The following is a 19,041-nucleotide window of genomic DNA, read 5'->3' as shown; positions in this document are numbered from 1 at the left end:
GGCGGTGACCGCGATCGCCCTGCACCGCAACGGATCTGTGCTGCGCCTCGAGCTGAATCGTCCCGAGAAGCTCAACGCCGTCGACACACCGACCCTACAGGCGCTCCTGGACGGGTTGCGTGACGGTGCGGTGGATCCGACCGTGCGGGTGATCCAGCTGACGGGCGCGGGCCGGGCGTTTTGCGCGGGCGGTGACCTGACCGGCGGTGACACCCGAGGCGCAGTCGAGACGGCGAACGAGGTCGTGCAGGCCATCGCGACGATGCCGAAGCCCGTGATCGCCGGTGTGCACGGTCCGGCGCTCGGGTTGGGCTGCTCGCTCGCGCTGGTGTGCGATCTGGTGGTCGTCGCGGAGTCGGCGTACTTTCAGCTCGCCTTCAGCAAGGTCGGGCTGATGCTCGATGGGGGCGCGTCGGCGCTGTTGCCTGCCGCGATAGGTCGCGCACGTGCCGCGCGAATAGCTATGACGGCCGAGAAGGTCTCCGCGTCAACCGCATTCGAATGGGGGATGATCTCTCATGTGGTGTCGGATGACGCCTACGCCGCCGAGTTGGCCGTATTGACGACTGCTCTGGCGGACGGACCGACACAGGCCTACGCGTGGATCAAGAGGGCGCTGTTGGCCGCAACTCTTTCGGACCTCCGCGCGGTGCAGACGGTGGAGGAGCAGGGGCAACGGATCTTGGTGACCACGAACGACTTCGCTGATGGCAAACGCGCGTTCCGCGAGCAGCGGACGGCCCGCTTCACGGGGGAGTGAGCAGCCATTGCCAACGTAGTTAACTAGGTTTACGGTGTAGTGATGAAGCAGCCGATGAAGGGTGTCCGCGTCCTCGAGGCCGCGCAGTTCACCTTCGTGCCCTCGGCCGGCGCCGTGCTCGCGGACTGGGGTGCCGATGTCATCAAGATCGAAAATCCGGTTACCGGCGATGCTCAGCGTGGACTCGTCACCGTTCTCGGCCGAGCCGCCTCGAAGCCGGGTGAACCGTTCGCGCCGGTCATGGAGGCGCCCAATCGGGGCAAGCGCAGTATTGGTCTGTCGTTGGCGCTTTCGCAATCGCGACCCGTCTTCGAGGAGCTCGTGAGGAGCAGTGACGTTTTCCTGACCAGCCATCTGCCGGAGACACGCGTAAAACTGCGCATCGACGTCGAGGATGTTCGGCGCATCAACCCCGACATCATCTATGTCGCGGGCAGCGGCTTCGGCAGTCACGGACCTGACCGAAACACCGGCGCCTACGACGCCACGGCGTTCTGGGCCCGCGGTGGCAGCGCGGACGGCGTCGCCCACGCCGAAGGCCGTGAGCCGGCATTCATGCCAGCGGGTGCATACGGGGACAATATCGGCGGTTTCACCATCGCCGGCGCGGTCGCGGCAGCGCTGTTCGGCAGGCAGACCACCGGTGAACCCTCGATCATCGACGTGTCGTTGCTTGCCGTAGGGGCCTGGGCGATGCAATTCGACGTCAACCTGGCCTTGCTCTATGGCTGCCCACCTCCCAAAGTCGGCGGTCGAACGCAGGCGCCGGGCAATCCGCTGACGGGGGTCTACCGCTGCGCCGATGGTCGCTACGTGCAGCTGTCGATGCTGCAGCCCACGCGCTACTGGCCGGAGTTCTGTCGGGTCTTCGGACTCGACGCGCTCTCCCAGGACCCGCGGTTCGCGTCGCTGCCGTCGCTGGCGGCCAATGCCGACGAGGCGGTGAGGGCGATCGCCGGTGCGATCGGCTCGCGCACAGTCGCGGAATGCCAGCGGTTGCTCGAGCTGCTGGGCGGGCAGTGGGCGGTGGTGCAGGACGCCTGGGATGTCGCCAACGACGAGGCGCTGATCGCCAACGGCAGGATCGCCGACATCGTCGATGCCCAGGGCTATCGACAGAAGCTCGTCGCCAACCCGGTGCAATTCGACAGCGCACCAGCCGATCTCACTCGGGCGCCGATGTTCGCCGAGCACACCGACGAAGTGCTTCGAGAACTCGGCATCGACGACGTCGGGCTCATCGAGTTGAAGTACGACGGCGCGATCACCTAGCACGTTCAGGCGTAGGACCGACACCGGTCGATCAGTATCTGCGCCAATTGGACAGGTTTACTGATCATGACGTCGTGGCAGGCGTCGATCGAAATCATATGTTGTACACCACCAATGGCGTCGATGCTGCGCTGCTGCGAGCCAACGGACAGCGCCCGGTCCCGAGTGGTGAGGATCCAGGTGCGCGGTACATCAGGTGGGAGGTCCCGGCGACTGACCCGTTCGCCGACGATGCGTACCGATTCGGGGTACAAACGCGACATGGCGAAGCGGCGCTGCTCACGCGTCATGCCGTTGCAAAACGCGTAGCGGTTGACGAAAGCAGGTACCTGCACGGACTTTCCGCCGCGGACGGCGCGCTGGGCGAACCATGCCAAGGGCCCGTCGAGGGTGTCCACGATCGCTTCCCCCTCGCGTGGCACGAACGCGGTCGCCAAGATCATCTCTCGCACTCGCGGGGCGCCCAACCGCGCGACGATTCCGGGCACCGTCACGCCCGCCATGGAATGCCCGACCACCACGACGTCGCCGAAGCCGGCCGATTCGATGTCGGCGACCGCCGACGCCACCCATTGGTCGATCGTGGCGGTTGCCAGATCGCCCGGGCGAGATCCGCGGCCGGGCAGATCCACCGCGAGGACACTGAGGTCTGGGGCCTGACGGTGCAACTCGGTGACGGTGAGATCCCAGCAGTCGGCCGCGTGTTCACCCCCGTGCACCAGTACGAGGCTCGGCGAGGCCATCGTCGGCGTCAGCGAAACCGCGGCGGGCGCTTGTTCGCCCGCGAATCGGTGCTGGTGGAGTAGTCATTGCCGATGTGGGTGTAGGACATGCCAACGCGTTGTCGCATACTCGGCGACATATCCCTTGCCTCCCACATCGCGCGCACAGTGCCCTGGACCGCGAGGGGTCGGCGGGCGGCAATTTCAGCAGCGAGTTCTGCTGCACGATAACGTAACTCGTCGTCAGGCACGATCTCGGTCACGAGTCCGAGACGAAGCGCCGTCGGAGCCGTGATGCGTTCCTCACTGCCCAGCAGCGCCCACCGCATGACATCGCCGTAGGGGACGCCCAATGCAAGCATTCCCATCGGCTCCAGTGCCGAGACGACGCCGCCGTTGGCGTGTGGGTCGAAGAACGTGGTGTTGTCGGCGCAGATCGCGAAATCGCACTCGTTGACGAAATACATTGCGCCGCCCGCGACCATCCCGTGCAGCGCGGCGATCACCGGTTTCCAGACCTGATGTGATTTGGGGCCGAGGTGCGCGCCGGGATCCTCCTGGTTGAAGACAGGTTCGTCCCCCCACCACCGTCCCGCCGAGACGTCGATGCCCGTGCAGAACGCCCGCTCACCGTTCGCCCGCACGATCGCAACATGGATGTCGTCGTCCTCGCGCACCCGCTGCCACGCCGCGGTGATCTCGTTGGCCATGGCCTGGTTGAAGCTGTTCATCTGCGCGGGACGATCAAGCGTCACGGTCGCAACGTGACCCGACACTTCGAATTCGATGGTTGCCGTCATTGGCCCTCCACGGATGCTGCCCAGGTTACTGAGTTAACTATGTTCCCAGGTCGTCGTCAATAATAAACCAGTGATTGACTAACGGGGCGATGTCGGCCTACCGTGACTGGCGTCCCATCAATGGCGATCCAAGGACTGCGCATGCACGTGAAGATCGAAAAGGCCTCGGTATGGCTGGGTTTGGGCATGACGGCGGCATTCCTGGTGATGTTCTGGTTCATCGCCGGAGTCATCCCCCCGCTGGATCCCAACGACACGGCCGAGGAGACGACGCGGGTCTACACCGACAACCAGCTGCGCATGCAGATCGGGTTCGCGATGATGATCTTCTTCGCGTATCTCTACGCACCGTTCTTCGCGGTGCTCTCGCGCCAGATCCGTCGAATCGAGGGCTACTGGGGCGCGATGTCGGTCACCCAGATCCTGCTCAGTGTGACGTTCCCGTTCGGGTTTTCGCTGTGTGCGCTGTTCGCCGCAGCCGCGGCATTTCGTCCGGAGCGCGCCCCTGACGTGACACAGGCGCTCAACGACGTCTTCTGGTTCATCTTCGTGGGTCTGGTTGGGCCGCTGATCACGCAGGTGATCATCGTCGCGTTCGCGGTGTTCATCGACAAGCGGGCGGTGCCGAGCTTCCCACGCTGGTTCGGCTACTTCAACCTCTGGTACGCGGCCCTTGGCGTACCGGGTTGTGCCATCTATCTTTTCAAGACCGGTCCGCTGGCGTGGAACGGGATGTTCGCTTTCTGGATTCCGCTGACCGTGTTCGTCATCTGGATCATCGTCACCGCCGTGATGCTCTTGAAATCCATCGATGTCGAAGCCGCCGAACGAGAGAGGGCGGCCGCAGCACAGGAGTGGGAACCGGCCGCATGAACCGGGCGGCTGTGCAGCATGTCGCCTGCAGCGAGGTGTCGGAGGTTCCTGCACGGCGCGTGCCGGGCGAACCGGGAGTGTGGGTCTTCCTTTTCGGCGACATGGTCGTATTCGGGGTCTTCTTCGCGACGTTCATGTACCAGCGCTCGCTGGCGCCTGAGCTCTTCGACGAGTCGCGCCACACCCTGAGCATCGGTATCGGACTCACCAACACCCTGATCCTGTTGACGAGTTCACTCTTCGTCGTCACCGCGATCAGGGCGATCCGTCGTTCGCAGACACGGGCGACGCAGCTGCTCCTCGCGGGTGCTGTGCTGTGCGGTCTCGCATTCGTCGGGCTCAAGGCGGTGGAGTACACGGCCAAGGTTTCGGCAGGGCACGTGCCAACCGAGAACAACTTCTTCCTCTACTTCTTCATCCTGACTGGCCTGCATCTGTTCCACGTGTTGATCGGCATCGTCGTGCTCATCGTGCTGGTGACGCAGGCCCGGAGCGCCGCGTCGAGTCCGACCCGAATGGCAGTCGTCGAGGGCGGTGGTTGCTTTTGGCATCTCGTCGACTTGTTGTGGGTCGTCCTGTTCCCGTTGCTTTACCTGGTGAGTTGACCGATGAACCTGTCACTTATGCACGCCCGGTCTACCTATGTGTGGGTGGGACTCGTGGCCGTCACCGTCGTGTCGTGGGCGGTTGGCGCCGAACACGGAGTCGGCTCCTCGGTCGCCGTCGTCGTACTGGCGCTCGCACTGGTCAAGGTGCGGTTCGTCGGCCTCGATTTCATGGAGCTGCGCCACGCGCCGCCGGTCCTACGCGCCGTATTCGAGGCGTACTGCATTATCTTGTGGATGGTTCTCGCCGGAATGTATCTGTGGATTTGACGTATGGCTGGTCAAGGCCGACGGGTTCGGCGGGGCAGCGCTCCCGGGCTGCTTGAGGCGGCGGCCCGCGAGGTGTTCGCCGAACGCGGATACAGCGCCACGACACGCGAGATCGCGACACGTGCCGGGGTGTCGCACGAGCTGATCTTCAGGTACTTCGACAATAAGGAGCGGCTGTTTTTCGACGCCGTCGCGACCCCGCTGCTCGAAGCTGTCGGCGGGCTCCACCGGCGCTGGCTCGACGATCCCGCACTGAGGTCCATGAGCCACGACCGGATGATCCGCCTCTTCGCCTCGGACTTCTACGACTTCATGTCGGCGAATCAACCCATCGCCCGGGCCATGGTGCACCTGTTGGTCGGTGACTCGAGTGAAGGCGAAGTCGAACGTCTGCGTGAACGGGTCAGCGACACGCTCGCGCCGATGGTGGAGCCGATCGGCCGGTACTTCGCCGCCGAGGGCCTGCGGCATTCATCGCCCGCGCTGCAGTTGCGGCTCGCGATGCTGTTCGTCGGAGTCGCGGCTACGTTCCTACGCAATACCTACGCGACCGATGGAGAGGTGCCCGACCGCTACGAGATCGTCAACGAGCTGGCGCGGTTCATCTCGAGCGGTCTGCGTGAGCCGTGATCGGCCGGAATAGTGGCAGCCACACCCGGCTGTCGTCGTCGCCCCACTCCTCGAAGAAGACCTCGACGGGCAGGCCGACGTGAATGTCATCGGCCGACACATCGACGACGTTGGTGATCAAGCGGACGTCGGGCTCGTCATCGAGTTCGACCATCGCGACTATGTAGGGCGGGTCGAAGCCCGGAATCCATGGCTGCCGGTTGAACGTATAGGCGGCCACCCTGGCTCTACCGGACACCGGTTCCGGTGCCACATCGGTGCTGCGGCAGCGCCAGCAGGCTGGCCCGGGAGGATGAAAAAAGCGCATGCACCTGCGGCAACGCGAAACCAACAGTTCGCCGTGCTCGCCACCGGTCCAGAACGGCTGCGATTCGCCGGTTGGCGTGGGAGCCAGCCGAAACTGCGGCTTGCGGTAGGCGAAATCGATCGGCACAACAGAAATAGTAAACTGTTTGTCTGATTAAGGGAATTTCGGCATTTTGGACTCGTAACACTGCCAGGTGCCGACGATATGGTGTCCTGCACGTAGGTTGTAGCCAGCTTGTGTGACGACCCCAACCTGGCCTGAAGCGGCGCAAAGGAGCAGATATGGCAGACGACGACGCTGCCCCCGACCGGGAATTGACCGAGGGTTCGGCGTCCGAGGGGCAATCCGACGCCGTCGAACCGGAGTCCGCCGCGCAGGAGGAGACCATCGCGTCGGACGCCGCAATCGTCGACAAGATCGAAGAAAGCGCTGCCGAAGAGGACGCGGCTGAAGAGGACGCGGCTGAAGAGGACGCGGCTGAAGAGGACGCGGCGTCCTACGACGAGGAGGCGGCAGCTGCGGAGGCCGCAAAGTCCCCGAAGGCGCCGATGTCGCCTGTTCGGCTCGCGACGATCGCAGGACTCGTCGTGGTCATTCTGCTCGCCGGGCTGGCCGGCTGGACGGGCTACCGCGGATACCAGGCGTATCAGGGCGAGAAGGAGCGTCAACTGTTCCTGCAAGTAGGTAGGCAGGGCGCGCTCAACCTGACGACGATCGACTGGCAGAACGCCGAGGCCGACGTGCAGCGTGTCCTCGATTCGGCGACCGGAACGTTTTACGACGATTTCCAGAATCGCTCGGCACCGTTCGTTCAGGTGGTGAAGCAGGCGCAGTCGAAGTCGGTTGGGACGATCGCCGAGGCGGGCCTGGAGTCGGCAACCCGCGACGAAGCGCAGGTACTCGTGGCGGTCACCGTCACCACCTCGAACGTCGGTGCGCCCCAACAGGAGCCGCGTGCCTGGCGCATGCGGCTGACGGTTCAGAAGGTCAATGACGAAGCAAAGGTGTCTAACGTGGAGTTTGTGCCGTGAGCAGCAGACACCGGATGCCCGCCAGCCGCGGGAAGGAACCCGTCGAAAACGTTGAACAACCTACGGAGGACACGGCTGCCGCCGAGGTCGCGGACACCGCGCCGGCCGACACCGCGCCGGCCGACGCCGCGCCGGCCGACGCCGAGGTGGCGGACGCCGAGACAACGGACGCCGAGGTAACCGACACGGAGTCCTCTGCCACCGAGGAATCAACGGAATCTGCCGAGGAGTCGGCGGAATCTGCAGACGCGCCCACAGCCGAAAAGAAGAAGACCAATTGGGGGCGCGTTTTCGCATTCGGCGTGCTCCCGGCGATTGCGCTGTTGCTGGCACTGGCAGCGGGCTACGCGCGGTGGGAGTTGAACACCAGCGAATACGGGGCCGTGCCACCGGCTGCGTCGGAGCAGAATCCTTCTCCGGCATTCGATTCGGTGAATGCGGCCAAGGACAGCACCATCAAGATGCTGTCGTACAAGCCGGATACCGTCGAGCAGCAACTCAACGCCGCTCGCGATCTGTTGACGGGTGAGTTCAAGGATTCGTACACGTCGCTGATCAACGATGTGGTGATCCCGGGGGCGACCCAGAAGCAGATTTCGGCCGTCGCGTCGGTTCCGGCCGCTGCGTCGGTGTCGGCCGACCCGACCCACGCCGTGGTGCTGGTCTTTGTCAACCAAACGGTGGTCGTCGGCCAGGAGCTTCCGACCGACACGGCATCCAGCGTGCGGGTGACACTGGACAAGGTCGATGGCCGCTGGCTGATTTCGGAGTTCGAACCCGTCTGATGCTCGAACCCGAGACCATCGACGTCGCGACGCCTGTGGTGCAGCTGCGTGTGCTGTCGTGGGGTCTTGAGGGTGCGCCGATCGCGTTGTGTCTGCATGGCTTTCCCGACACCGCGCATGGGTGGCGCAAGGTGGCGCCATTGCTGGTAGATGCGGGCTGGCGGGTGATCGCGCCGTTCAACCGGGGCTACGCACCGTCGTCGCTGCCCTCCGATGGCAGCTTTCACATCGGTGCGCTGATGGACGATGCGCTGCGGGTGCTCGACGCGGTCGGGCCGACGGGCCGCGATGTGATCATTGGACACGACTGGGGCGCAATGGCCGGTGCGGGGCTGGCCGCAATGCCGGACAGTCCGTTCAAGAAGGCCGTGATCATGTCGGTGCCTCCGAGCGCGTCGTTCCGGCCGCCGGGCGGGAGGGTGTCCGACGCCGGACGACTCGTCGCGACGTTGCCGGCGCAGCTGCTGAAGAGCTGGTACATCTTGTTCTTCCAGTTGCCCTGGCTACCAGAACGTTCCACCAAATGGATCGTGCCGCGGCTGTGGCGGAAATGGTCGCCCGGGTATCGAGCCGACGAGGACGTGCGGTACGTCGAGTCCGCCATCGGCGCGCCCGATCGTTGGCGCGCCGCACTGGGCTACTACCGCGCCGTCATACGCAATACCAAAGTGCCGCCCCAGTACGCCGAGCTACACCAGCACTGGCTTGAAGCGCCGAAGATGCCCACACTTTATCTGCACGGCCGCGACGATGGCTGTGCCACACCCGATTACGCGCGGTGGGTTGAGAAGATCCTGCCGGACGGCAGTGAGGTGGCGATCGTCGAGAACGCCGGGCATTTCCTCCAGCTCGATCAGCCAGACGTGGTCGCAAAGCAGATCCTAGACTTCGTCGAGTAGACGATGACCGTCCGTCGGCTGTCCGCGGTTGATGCGCAGACGTACTGGATGTCGGCGAAGATCCCCAATGACACCGTCCTGTTGTACGGGTTCGATGGCGTGGCCGCCGATCCGGACGCGGCGATCGAGGAGATCGTCCAGCGCGCCCGCGGTTGTTCGGACCTGACTGTGCGCATCGAGGACGGCGGACGCTTCAGGTACCCGGCGTGGGTGCATCGCGAGGTCGACCGATCGCAGTTTGTGGTGCACGACATGGGGGACAGCAGCTTTCAAGCGTGTTTGGACGAGGCGCGCGTTCTGACCGCCGAGCGGCTGGATGCGCGGGTGGCGGCGTGGCGCATGCATGTCTTCGCCGGCATCGAGGGTGTGCCGGGGGCGGCGGGTCCGGGTACGGTTGCGGTGCTTCAGATCTCGCATGCGCTGGGCGGTGGTGGGCGGACCTCGGCGCCGGCTTCGATCATGTTCGGCCGACGCGATGGCGTCGTACCGGGGATCGATGCTCCGCGCACCGGGCCTCTGCTGTTACCGATCGCGGGGTTTCGCGCGGCCCGTGCGCACCGTCAGTTGGTCGAAGACACCAAGGCGGGAAGGGTTCCGGCGCCGGCAGAGCTGCGACCGGTGCTACGAACCAACCATCGGCCCGCGGGGTCGCGGCACTTGCGGACCCTGGTGCGGCGGCGCTCGGACCTGTCGGGCCCGACCGTGACGGTGGCGGCGTTGTCGGCCGTGTCGGTGGCGCTGGGCGCGCAATTGCGGAGTCTTGGTGAGGACCCGTCGTTGCTGGGGGCCGAGGTGCCCATGGCGAAGCCACCACCGCGGTTGGCGTACAACCACTTCGGGAATGTGGGTGTGGGCCTGTATCCCGAGCTGGCCGAGTCAGACCGCAGTGCGCGTATCGCCGCTGATCTCGATGCGCGCCGTCGCCGAGCGGCGCACCCCGCCATACGGATGGCGGACCGCGCGTTCGCCGCGACGCCGACGCCGTTGTTGCGTTGGGGCATGGATCGATTCGATCCCGATGTCCGTGTCTCGAACGTCACGGGCAACACCGTGGTGTCCAGCGTGAATTGCGGCGCGATGGATTTCCATTTCGGTGGCGCAGCGGTCACCGTGGCGTGCGCGTTCCCCGGCCTGTCACCGATGATGGGGCTGACGCATGCCGTGTGCGGCGTCGGCGACACGATTTCCCTGAGCGTGCACGCGGCGGAGTCGGCGATCGGCGACCTCGATGCCTACGTCGAACGTTTGGACGCTGCGCTCTAGCGCCGAACGCCCTTCAGAAGGGTGCTGGGTCGTCGTCATCACTGGGGGGTCGTGGCCATGAGGGGAAATAGGTTTCGGCGTAGTCGTTTTCGGGCTGCTCACCTTGTTCGTGTTGCTGCCGTGCGTGTTCCTGGGCTTCAGCGTGGAGGGCGACCTCGTTGAATCGCCGTTCCTCGTCGATGGCGTGAGTGCGGTTCTGCGCTCGCGTCGCTGTGCGCCGCGGCATAGCCAGCCCGCGGTTGGTCCCCGGGGTGGTGTCAGGGGCGTCGCGCACGGTGACGGGGGCGGTCGGGCGGCACAGGGTAGGGAACAGGAGTCGGCTGCCCGGATACGTGGTGTAGGTCTGGCCGTCCGGTGACGTCCAGGTGACGGTGCCGTCTGGGAACTGGTGGTCGTGCCAGCCCCAGAACGTCTTGAGTAAGTGATGTGTTCGGCAGAGAACTTTGAGGTTGGACGCCTGGGTCGGCCCGGTGGGGTAGGCGATGGTGTGGTCGATATCGCAACGGTGGGCGGGTTCATCACAGCCCGGGAAGCGGCACGTCATATCCCGACACCGCACAAACGTCGCCAACACCGCCGAGGGAATGTAGCGCGGCTCAGGGGGCGTGGTGCCGGGATGGCGGAGCGGGACGATCTTCGCGCTGCCGGCGACCTTGGCCGCCAACAGCGGTGCGGGCAGCATCCCGCGACCCAGGACCATCGCTGGTGGGGTGGTGGCGATGATCGGTGTCAGCGGTGCGGGGGTGAGGGCTTCGCGCAGGGTCATCTCCCGCAGCGGCTTATCCACCGGGTGCGGTGGCTCTTTGCCGTCCAATTGCACCGGGGTGTCATCGGTCAGTGATTCCTCGTGGGCGATGACGTGCACGACCACGGTGCTGGATATGGCGTCTTTGGCGTCGCAGTCGGGGTTCTCGCATCCGCATACCAGTCGGTCGGCGCGGTGACCCAACGCTCCCAGGGCCGCGGAGCGACGCTGCTCCAATGTGCGCGGATCGCCGTCGCACACGGTGCGCGCGATCGCGTCGAGGCGTTGGTCCAGTGCTTCGGCGTCGGTGACGACGAGCCGGCCCTCGATGAACGCCACCCCCGACCCGTCCTGTGGGTCGTGGATATCGACATGACAGCCCCGCGCGGAGTATTCGGTGCGCCGCACCGCGACGGGGTCATACCGATCGACCCAGTAGTCGATCTCGGTCTCGGTCTTGTGCGCCGACAACGAACCCCAGTGTTGGACCTGGGCCGCGATCTCGGTATCGACCTTCGCCATCGCATCGTCGTCACTGATCAGCCGGGTCCGGTTCACGATCGCAGACACCAGCCGGTAATTGATCGCGCCACTTGCGAAGACCTCACTGACCCGCGGAAGGCGCCGCCGGAGCGCCTCGGCGATCAACAGTTGATGCGACGCCACCCCGAGCGACACGTTCTGCGCGGCGGCGATCGAGGCGGCCACGGCGCTCCAGTTGTCCAGGCACCACTGCTCGCGCTCATCCGATCCATCGGCGGCGAACATCCGCTCCAGCTCATCAGCGGAAGCGAACAACCGACGGGCACACGCGGCGTTCTCCACCTGCGCCCACGCGCCTACCGCTGCGACACCCCGGCTGTGGGTCGCCGCCTGCACCGAATCGAACATAATTTCGACCATAATCACGCCACGGACGCGATAACAGCACGTCAACCCAACCTGTGGACAAGAACGCGATTGGGGATAACCCAACACCCGACGTCCCGCGGCGTGGCTTTTCTCGCGAGCGACGACGCCGCCAACATCCACGGAGCCATCCTGAGTGTGGATGGGACTGGGCATCGACTTAACACATGGCCTAGATTTTGTTGCATGACTGCTTACGACTCCGCTGCTGACATTGGCCTGTTGATCCTGCGAGTTGTGCTCGGTCTCACCATGGCCGCGCACGGCTACAACAAGTTCTTCGGCAAGGGCGGACTCAAGGGCACCGCCGGCTGGTTCGACAGCATGGGCATGAAGCCGGGGATGTTCCACGCCCGTATCGCCGCGACCACCGAGATGGCCGCCGGCATCGGCCTGGCTGTCGGCCTGCTGACACCGATCCCCGCCGCGGGCTTCGTCGCATTGATGCTGGTCGCCGCCTGGACCGTGCACCGGCCCAACGGCTTCTTCATCGTCAAGGAGGGCTGGGAGTACAACCTGGTCCTGGCGGCGTCGGCGGTCGGCATCGCGACGATCGGGGCGGGGAAGTACAGCCTCGACTACGTGCTGTTCAAGTCCACGGCGCTCTACGACTACCTGCACGGCTGGTGGGGTCTGGTCATCGCGCTCGGCCTCGGCCTGGCCGGTGGCATCGGGCAGCTCGCCATCTTCTACCGTCCGCCCGCCAAGGCCGACGCCTAAAGCCCCAGCAGTCGATCGGCGAGGACCTGCGGCCGGGACAGCATCGGCACACGTGGCTGTTCGGCCAGTGAGAACGGGAACACCGCGGGATTGACCGACTGCGGTCGAAGGCGGCTCAGTGCAGCCTCGGCCGCTTGTTCGTCGCAGTCGAAATAGAAGACGTCACGTGCGATGCCAAAGTCTGTCCACTCTTGACAGAGCCGCTCATCCAGCCCGCTCAAGCCCTGTTCGTACTTCGGATTGAGCATCTGCGGTTCATCGGCCAGTTGCTCGACCAGGCTGCGCCCGACGTCGGGGATCATCGCGGACAGATAGACGAGATGCCGTACCGGTCGGCGCGCGCCGACCAACGGGATCGTGTTGCCGCATAGGAGTGCCCGACGAGCACCACGTCGTCGTCGCAGTCCTCGAGGGCCGCGCACCCACGTCGGCGTAGTCATCGAAGGTAGTAGCGCTGTCCTCGAGAGGCAGGTCCATCGTCACCACGCGATGACCGTCCTTCTGCAGCAGCTGCGACAACTGCTCCCAGCACCATGCGCCGTGAAAGCCGCCGTGCACCAGTGCGAAGGTGGTCATGCGGTGAGCCTAGGTCCTGCGAGTACGACGAACTGATTCCACGAACCTAGAACACGTTCTAGTCTTGCGGCCATGGGATTTCTCAAGCCCGACATGCCCGTCGTCGACTTCGCCGAGTGGAGCAAGGGTTCACGCTCGGAGAAAATTCGGCCGATGGCCGAACACTGGGCCGAGGTGGGCTTCGGCACACCGGTCGTGATGCACCTGTTCTACGTCGTCAAGATCCTGCTCTACATCCTCGGGGGCTGGCTGTTCGCGCTCGCCACCGCGGGTGTGGACGGCTTCACCAACGTCGCCGAGTGGTGGACCGAACCGATCGTGTTCCAAAAGGTCGTGCTGTACACCATGCTGTTCGAGGTCGTCGGCCTCGGCTGCGGGTTCGGCCCGCTGAACAACCGGTTCTTCCCGCCGCTGGGATCGATCCTGTACTGGTTGCGGCCCAACACCATTCGGCTGCCACCGTGGCCGAACCGGATACCGCTGACCAAGGGTGACGCGCGTACGCCGGTCGACGTCGTGCTCTATGGCGCCTTGCTGGTGGTGCTCATCATCGCGTTGTTCTCCGACGGCACCGGACCGGTTCCGGCGCTTGGTACCACCATCGGGGTTTTGCCGATGTGGCAGATCTGGACCATTCTCGGCCTGTTGGCCGTGGCAGGTCTGCGCGACAAGGTCATCTTCCTGGCCGCGCGCGGCGAGGTGTACGCGTCCTTCACCGTGGCCTTCCTGTTCGTGGGCTACGGGGTCGACATGATCATCGCCGCCAAGCTGGTCTGTGTGGCGATCTGGATGGGCGCCGCCACGTCGAAACTGAACAAGCACTTCCCGTTCGTGATCTCGACGATGATGTCGAACAATCCGTTGGTCCGGACGAAGTGGCTGAAGCGCCGGTTTTTCGAGAGGTTCCCCGACGATCTGCGCCCCGGTCCGGTGTCGCGGTTCATCGCCCACTTCAGCACCGCGGTCGAGATGCTGGTCCCGTTGGCGCTCCTGTTCTCCCACGGCGGCTGGCCGACGTACATCGCCGCGTTCATCATGCTGTGCTTCCACTTCGGCATTCTCTCGGCGATCCCGATGGGCGTTCCGCTGGAGTGGAACGTCTTCATGATGTTCTGCGTCATAACGCTTTTCGTCGGCCATGCCGAGGTCGGTCTGTCCGATATGACGACGCCGCTGCCCGCCTTGCTCTTCCTGCTGCTGGCCACCATCGTGGTGCTCGGCAACCTGTTCCCGCGCAAGATCTCGTTCCTGCCGGGCATGCGGTACTACGCCGGAAACTGGGACACCACGTGGTGGTGCATCAAGCCGTCTGCCAACGAGAAGATCGAGCGCGGGCTCGTCGCCATCGCCAGCATGCCGGCCTCGCAGCTCGAGAAGGTCTACGGCAGCCCGGAGCAGGCGATGATCTACCTCTACAAGGGATATGCGTTCCGCGGCTTCAACTCTCACGGCAAGGCGCTACTGACGCTGGTCCACCACGCGCTCGCCGGCCGCAACCAGGAGGAGTACGTGATCACCGAGGGCGAGCGGCTCTGCAGCACGGCGGTCGGCTGGAATTTCGGCGACGGCCATATGCACAACGAGCAGCTGATCACCGCGATGCAGAAGCGGTGCAACTTCGAACCCGGCGAGGTGCGCGTCATCATCCTGGACGCGCAGCCGTTCCACCGGCAACGGCAGGAGTACCGATTGGTCGACGCGGCGACGGGGGAGTTCGAGCGTGGCTACGTCAACGTGGCCGACATGGTCATGGGTCAGCCGTGGAGCGACGACATCCCCATCCACGTGACGTGGCAGAAGGACCGCACTGACGCTCCGTGATGGGCCTGGTGAGCGAATTTGAGCAGTTTGGAATGTGACCTACCAACCAGTAGGTTGACCTAGTAAACCTAGTCCTCTACTTTCGGGATTACCCTTCGGGGATACACGACTTTCAAAGGAGATAGGTCATGGCTGAAGCCGTCATCGTCGAGGCTGTACGGTCCCCGGTCGGCAAGCGCAACGGCGGGTTGTCCGGTGTTCATGCCGGTGAACTGTCCGCGCAGGTGCTCAACGGTCTCGCCGAGCGCGCAGGCATCGATCCCGGCATCGTCGACGACGTCATCTGGGGTTGCGTCATGCAGGCCGGCGAGCAGGCGCTCGACATCGCGCGTACCGCGGTGCTGGCGGCGGGCTGGCCCGAGAGCGTGCCCGGCGTGACCGTCGACCGCCAGTGCGGGTCGAGCCAGCAGTCCATCCACTTCGCCGCAGCCGGTGTGGTCGCCGGACACTACGACGTCGTCGTCGCCGGCGGTGTGGAGTCGATGTCGCGTACCCCGATGGGCGCCTCGCTGGCCAACGGCGGGCATCCCTACCCGGAGGCCTTCCGCAACCGATACAGCCAGACTCCGAATCAGGGCATCGGCGCCGAGATGATCGCCGAGCAGTGGGGCTTCGACCGCACCGCAGTCGACCAGTACTCGCTGGACTCTCATGAGAAGGCCGCCGCCGCACAGGATGCCGGCGCATTCGACGACCAGATCGTCGGCATCAAGGACCAAGACGGCAATGCGGTGCTCAAGGACGAGGGCATCCGCCGTGGCACCACCATCGAGAAGATGGCGGGCCTGAAGCCGGCCTTCAAAGAGGACGGCGTCATCCACGCGGGCAACTCCAGCCAGATCTCCGACGGATCCGCGGCCATCCTGTTCATGTCCGCCGAGAAGGCGAAGTCCCTGGGCCTCAAGCCACTTGCGAAGGTGCACACCGCCACGCTGGCCGGCGCTGACCCGGTGATCATGCTGACCGCGCCGATTCCAGCCACGCAGAAGGCGCTGAAGCGCTCGGGCCTGCGGCTCGAGGACATCGGCGTTTTCGAGGTCAACGAGGCGTTCGCCCCGGTGCCGTTGGCATGGCTCAAGGACATCGGCGCCGACGAGAAGAAGCTCAACCCCAACGGCGGTGCCATCGCGCTGGGCCACCCGCTCGGCGGCTCGGGCGCGCGCATCATGACCACGATGCTCTATCACATGCGGGACAAGGGAATTCAGTACGGCCTGCAGACCATGTGTGAGGGTGGCGGCCAGGCCAACGCCACCATCATCGAGCTGCTGTGACCACTGACGTCCAGGCCCCTGCCGCTCTCACCGAGCGGCGGGGCAACGTCCTCGTCATCACGATCAACCGGCCGGAGGCGCGCAACGCCGTCAACAGCGCGGTGAGCATCGCGGTGGGCGACGCCCTGCAGGCCGCGCAGGACGATCCCGAGGTTCGCGCCGTCGTCATCACCGGTGCAGGCGAATCCTTCTGCGCCGGAGCTGATCTCAAGGCGATATCGCGCCGGGAGAACATCTACCACCCCGACCGTGCCGAGTGGGGCTTCGCGGGATACGTGCATCACTACATCGACAAGCCGACCATCGCGGCCGTCAACGGCACCGCGCTCGGCGGCGGATCCGAGCTTGCCCTCGCCAGCGACCTCGTCGTCGCGGAAGACCGCGCAAAGTTCGGGCTGCCCGAAGTCAAGCGGGGCCTGATCGCTGCCGCGGGCGGTGTGTTCCGCATCGTCGACCACTTGCCGCGCAAGGTCGCGATGGAGCTGATCTTCACCGGCGAACCGATGACGTCGGCGGATGCGCTCAAGTGGGGACTCATCAATCAGGTCGTGCCCGACGGCACCGCCGTCGACGCGGCAATCGCTCTGGCCGAACGGATTACCTGCAACGCACCCCTAGCGGTGTGGGCCAGTAAGCGGGTCGCCATGGGCGTCGACGACGGCGTCATTACCGGCGACGAAGCAGGCTGGAGCAGGACCATGCGTGAGATGGGGACGCTCATTCGTTCCGAGGACGCAAAGGAAGGACCGCTGGCCTTCGCAGAGAAGCGCCAGCCGGTTTGGAAAGCCAAGTGAGCCAAGTAGGAGAAACCAAGTGAAGCGCACGATCTACGACGCCGAGCACGAAGCGTTCCGCGACACCGTCCGGGGTTACATCGAAAGCGAACTGGTCCCCAACACTGAGAAGTGGGAAGAGGACCGCATCGTCGACCGGTCGGCCTACGTGGCCGCGGGCAAGCACGGACTCATCGGATTCAACATGCCCGAAGAGTTCGGCGGCGGCGGCACCGACGATTTCAGGTTCAACGCGATCATCGACGAGGAGATCGCCAAGGCCGGCGTCCCCGCGCCCGCGCTGAGCCTGCACAACGACGTCGTCGGGCCGTATTTCAAGGACCTGACCAACGACGAGCAGAAGCAGCGTTGGCTGCCCGGAATCACGAGCGGCGAGACCATCATCGCCGTCGCGATGACCGAACCCGGTGCGGGCAGCGACCTGGCGGGCATCCGCACGTCGGCGGTGCGCGACGGTGACGACTGGATCGTCAACGGCTCCAAGACCTTCATCTCGTCGGGCATCAACAGCGACCTCGTCGTCGTCGTCGCCCGAACCGACCCCGAGGCCGGACACAAGGGCTTCTCGCTCCTCGTCGTCGAGCGCGGGATGGAGGGTTTCACGCGCGGCCGCAAGCTGGAGAAGATGGGCCTGCACGCGCAGGACACGTCCGAACTGCACTTCGAGAACGTCCGCGTTCCCGGCGCCAACCTGCTCGGCAAGGAAGGTCGTGGCTTCTACCACCTGATGACCAACCTGCCCTCGGAGCGGCTCTCGATCGCGATCACCGCCGTCGCGGGCGCCCGCGAAACCTGGCGGCAGACACTGCAATACGCCAAGGACCGCAAGGCGTTCGGCCAGCCGATCGGCAGTTTCCAGCACAACCGGTTCCTGCTCGCCGAGATGGACACCGAACTCGAGGTCACCGAAAACTACATCGACCGGTGTCTGCAGGGTGTCGTCGACGGAGAGCTGACCGCCGTCGAGGCGGCCAAGGCAAAGTGGTGGGCCACCGAGGTCGCCAAGAAGATCGTCGACCAGTGCGTGCAGTTGCACGGCGGCTACGGCTACATGCTGGAGTACCGCGTTGCGCGCGACTACGTCGACGGACGCATCCAGACGATCTTCGGTGGCACGACCGAGATCATGAAGGAGATCATCGGCCGCGACCTCGGCTTGTAGCCGGCTCGGCCGGCGTGGCCTATAGCCGGCTCGGCCGGCGTGGCTTGTAAGCGTTAGCCGATCGGAGCGTCCGCGGCAGGCATCGGCTCAGCGGGGGCGGGTGCCTCTGCCGCGGGAACCTCAGCGGCCCCGGCCGTCGGTGGTGCCGTCGGGCTGGTCGTCGTCGTGGTCGTGGACGTGCCCGACGTGCTCGTCGGCGTGATCGCGTCAGGCGGCGTCTTCGGATCGAGCACCGTGTCGATCAGATAGATCCGCGCGTTCTTGGCGAAGATCGCACCGCAGAGAACCTTGGCGGTGTCGTTGACCTTGATGTCGCCGCCGTCGCCCTCGACCTTGATCTCCGCGCCCTGCTGGGTCGGCCGCTGGCCCTTGACGTCCTCGTTGCCGAGGAGGCCGAGGAAGTCGTGGTAATAAACCAGATCGCTGAGCGCGGCCGGATCGGCCTTGAGCGCATCGAGCTGAGCCGGAGCCAGCTTGGCGAACGCCTCGTTGGTCGGCGCGAAGACGACGTACGGGCCGTTCTCCAGAACCGGGACGATGTTGACCGCAGGGTTCAAACCGCCCGAGATCGCCGAGTAGAAGGTGCTGACGTCCGGGATGCTCTGCAGCGCGGTGCCCACCGGAACGTTCGCCAGATCCTTGTAGCTCGGCACCGACGTCTTGAAGGCATCGCAGCCCGAACCCTGGGGATCGGGGATCTCGAGCGTCGGTGCCGGCTCGGTGGACGGTTGCGCGTAAGCGGTCACAGCCATCGGCACCGATACGGCGATCGCGGCGATTCCGGCGACGGCGCCAATGGCCTTGCTGGTGCGGGTCTTCACGT

21 protein-coding genes and 1 pseudogene are annotated in these 19,041 nt (G+C 65.1%); 15 read left to right on the top strand and 7 right to left on the bottom strand.

Going from position 1 to position 19,041, the window contains the following annotated elements:
- The first annotated feature begins 4 nt into the window (after positions 1–4).
- Complete coding sequence (locus G6N42_RS14815) at positions 5–760, top strand: enoyl-CoA hydratase-related protein (protein ID WP_163730268.1); 756 nt, start codon at positions 5–7, stop codon at positions 758–760.
- Positions 761–802: 42 nt separating this feature from the next.
- Positions 803–2,032, top strand: a complete 1,230-nt coding sequence (locus tag G6N42_RS14810; protein WP_163730267.1) for a CaiB/BaiF CoA transferase family protein — start codon at positions 803–805, stop codon at positions 2,030–2,032.
- A gap of 5 nt (positions 2,033–2,037) precedes the next feature.
- Here G6N42_RS14810 and G6N42_RS14805 read toward each other — a convergent pair whose 3' ends face one another.
- Positions 2,038–2,775, bottom strand: coding sequence for an alpha/beta fold hydrolase (locus G6N42_RS14805; RefSeq protein WP_163730266.1), 738 nt, complete (start codon positions 2,773–2,775; stop codon positions 2,038–2,040).
- Positions 2,776–2,783: 8 nt separating this feature from the next.
- Positions 2,784–3,554 (bottom strand): enoyl-CoA hydratase/isomerase family protein, encoded by a 771-nt coding sequence (locus G6N42_RS14800; RefSeq protein WP_163730265.1) that lies wholly within the window; start codon positions 3,552–3,554, stop codon positions 2,784–2,786.
- Positions 3,555–3,695: 141 nt separating this feature from the next.
- Between G6N42_RS14800 and G6N42_RS14795 the strand changes: the two genes are divergently transcribed.
- The 4 genes from G6N42_RS14795 to G6N42_RS14780 are packed head-to-tail and all read left to right on the top strand — an operon-like array spanning position 3,696 to position 5,932.
- Positions 3,696–4,427 carry a hypothetical protein gene (locus G6N42_RS14795; protein ID WP_163730264.1) on the top strand — a complete coding sequence of 244 codons (732 nt, stop codon included), beginning with the start codon at positions 3,696–3,698 and terminating at the stop codon, positions 4,425–4,427.
- Positions 4,424–5,032, top strand: a complete 609-nt coding sequence (locus G6N42_RS14790; protein ID WP_163730263.1) for a cytochrome c oxidase subunit 3 family protein — start codon at positions 4,424–4,426, stop codon at positions 5,030–5,032. The genes G6N42_RS14795 and G6N42_RS14790 overlap by 4 nt, the downstream gene beginning before the upstream one ends.
- An 18-nt stretch (positions 5,033–5,050) precedes the next feature.
- Positions 5,051–5,302, top strand: coding sequence for a cytochrome C oxidase subunit IV family protein (locus G6N42_RS14785; protein ID WP_232076139.1), 252 nt, complete (start codon positions 5,051–5,053; stop codon positions 5,300–5,302).
- A 3-nt stretch (positions 5,303–5,305) separates the two neighbouring features.
- Positions 5,306–5,932: a TetR/AcrR family transcriptional regulator gene (locus G6N42_RS14780; protein ID WP_163730261.1), complete on the top strand. Its 627-nt coding sequence runs from the start codon at positions 5,306–5,308 to the stop codon at positions 5,930–5,932.
- On the opposite strand, the gene G6N42_RS14775 is transcribed toward G6N42_RS14780, so the two are convergent.
- Positions 5,904–6,365 carry a Zn-ribbon domain-containing OB-fold protein gene (locus G6N42_RS14775; RefSeq protein ID WP_434059585.1) on the bottom strand — a complete coding sequence of 154 codons (462 nt, stop codon included), beginning with the start codon at positions 6,363–6,365 and terminating at the stop codon, positions 5,904–5,906. The genes G6N42_RS14780 and G6N42_RS14775 overlap by 29 nt on opposite strands.
- A gap of 155 nt (positions 6,366–6,520) precedes the next feature.
- Here G6N42_RS14775 and G6N42_RS14770 point away from each other — a divergent pair, with 155 nt between their 5' ends.
- The 4 genes from G6N42_RS14770 to G6N42_RS14755 are packed head-to-tail and all read left to right on the top strand — an operon-like array spanning position 6,521 to position 10,217.
- Positions 6,521–7,270, top strand: a complete 750-nt coding sequence (locus tag G6N42_RS14770; RefSeq protein WP_163730260.1) for an Rv1363c family protein — start codon at positions 6,521–6,523, stop codon at positions 7,268–7,270.
- Positions 7,267–8,055, top strand: a complete 789-nt coding sequence (locus tag G6N42_RS14765) for a hypothetical protein (protein ID WP_232076138.1) — start codon at positions 7,267–7,269, stop codon at positions 8,053–8,055. The genes G6N42_RS14770 and G6N42_RS14765 overlap by 4 nt, the downstream gene beginning before the upstream one ends.
- Positions 8,055–8,954, top strand: coding sequence for an alpha/beta fold hydrolase (locus G6N42_RS14760; RefSeq protein ID WP_174262082.1), 900 nt, complete (start codon positions 8,055–8,057; stop codon positions 8,952–8,954). Before G6N42_RS14765 ends, G6N42_RS14760 begins: the two co-directional genes overlap by 1 nt.
- A 3-nt stretch (positions 8,955–8,957) precedes the next feature.
- On the top strand, positions 8,958–10,217 hold the full coding sequence (locus tag G6N42_RS14755; protein ID WP_163730259.1) for a WS/DGAT domain-containing protein: 1,260 nt from the start codon (positions 8,958–8,960) through the stop codon (positions 10,215–10,217).
- Between the two features lie 13 nt (positions 10,218–10,230).
- Here G6N42_RS14755 and G6N42_RS14750 read toward each other — a convergent pair whose 3' ends face one another.
- Entirely contained in the window at positions 10,231–11,853 is a 1,623-nt protein-coding gene (locus G6N42_RS14750) for an HNH endonuclease signature motif containing protein (RefSeq protein WP_163730258.1), read from the bottom strand.
- Positions 11,854–12,057: 204 nt separating this feature from the next.
- Between G6N42_RS14750 and G6N42_RS14745 the strand changes: the two genes are divergently transcribed.
- Entirely contained in the window at positions 12,058–12,591 is a 534-nt protein-coding gene (locus tag G6N42_RS14745) for a DoxX family protein (protein WP_163730257.1), read from the top strand.
- On the opposite strand, the gene G6N42_RS14740 is transcribed toward G6N42_RS14745, so the two are convergent.
- Both G6N42_RS14740 and G6N42_RS31585 read right to left on the bottom strand, forming a co-directional pair.
- Positions 12,588–13,031: a hypothetical protein gene (locus G6N42_RS14740; RefSeq protein ID WP_163730256.1), complete on the bottom strand. Its 444-nt coding sequence runs from the start codon at positions 13,029–13,031 to the stop codon at positions 12,588–12,590. The genes G6N42_RS14745 and G6N42_RS14740 overlap by 4 nt on opposite strands.
- Before the next feature lie 37 nt (positions 13,032–13,068).
- Positions 13,069–13,167 (bottom strand): annotated as a pseudogene (locus G6N42_RS31585) (esterase); the annotation flags it as partial.
- A gap of 72 nt (positions 13,168–13,239) precedes the next feature.
- Between G6N42_RS31585 and G6N42_RS14735 the strand changes: the two are divergent.
- The 4 genes from G6N42_RS14735 to G6N42_RS14720 all read left to right on the top strand — a co-directional run bounded on the left by G6N42_RS14735 (position 13,240) and on the right by G6N42_RS14720 (position 18,218).
- Positions 13,240–14,988: a DUF3556 domain-containing protein gene (locus G6N42_RS14735; RefSeq protein ID WP_163730255.1), complete on the top strand. Its 1,749-nt coding sequence runs from the start codon at positions 13,240–13,242 to the stop codon at positions 14,986–14,988.
- A gap of 128 nt (positions 14,989–15,116) precedes the next feature.
- A complete protein-coding gene (locus tag G6N42_RS14730; RefSeq protein ID WP_163730254.1) occupies positions 15,117–16,262 on the top strand; it encodes a thiolase family protein in 1,146 nt (381 codons plus the stop codon).
- A complete protein-coding gene (locus G6N42_RS14725; protein WP_163730253.1) occupies positions 16,259–17,056 on the top strand; it encodes a crotonase/enoyl-CoA hydratase family protein in 798 nt (265 codons plus the stop codon). Before G6N42_RS14730 ends, G6N42_RS14725 begins: the two co-directional genes overlap by 4 nt.
- A gap of 19 nt (positions 17,057–17,075) precedes the next feature.
- A complete protein-coding gene (locus G6N42_RS14720) occupies positions 17,076–18,218 on the top strand; it encodes an acyl-CoA dehydrogenase family protein (RefSeq protein ID WP_163730252.1) in 1,143 nt (380 codons plus the stop codon).
- Positions 18,219–18,271: 53 nt separating this feature from the next.
- On the opposite strand, the gene G6N42_RS14715 is transcribed toward G6N42_RS14720, so the two are convergent.
- Positions 18,272–19,039, bottom strand: a complete 768-nt coding sequence (locus tag G6N42_RS14715; protein ID WP_163730251.1) for a fasciclin domain-containing protein — start codon at positions 19,037–19,039, stop codon at positions 18,272–18,274.
- Between the last annotated feature and the right edge of the window lie 2 nt (positions 19,040–19,041).

Source organism: Mycobacterium gallinarum (genome assembly GCF_010726765.1).
GTDB lineage: Bacteria > Actinomycetota > Actinomycetes > Mycobacteriales > Mycobacteriaceae > Mycobacterium > Mycobacterium gallinarum.
Note: the sequence above shows the minus strand (reverse complement) of the source record. Positions and strands in the feature narration are given on the sequence as shown.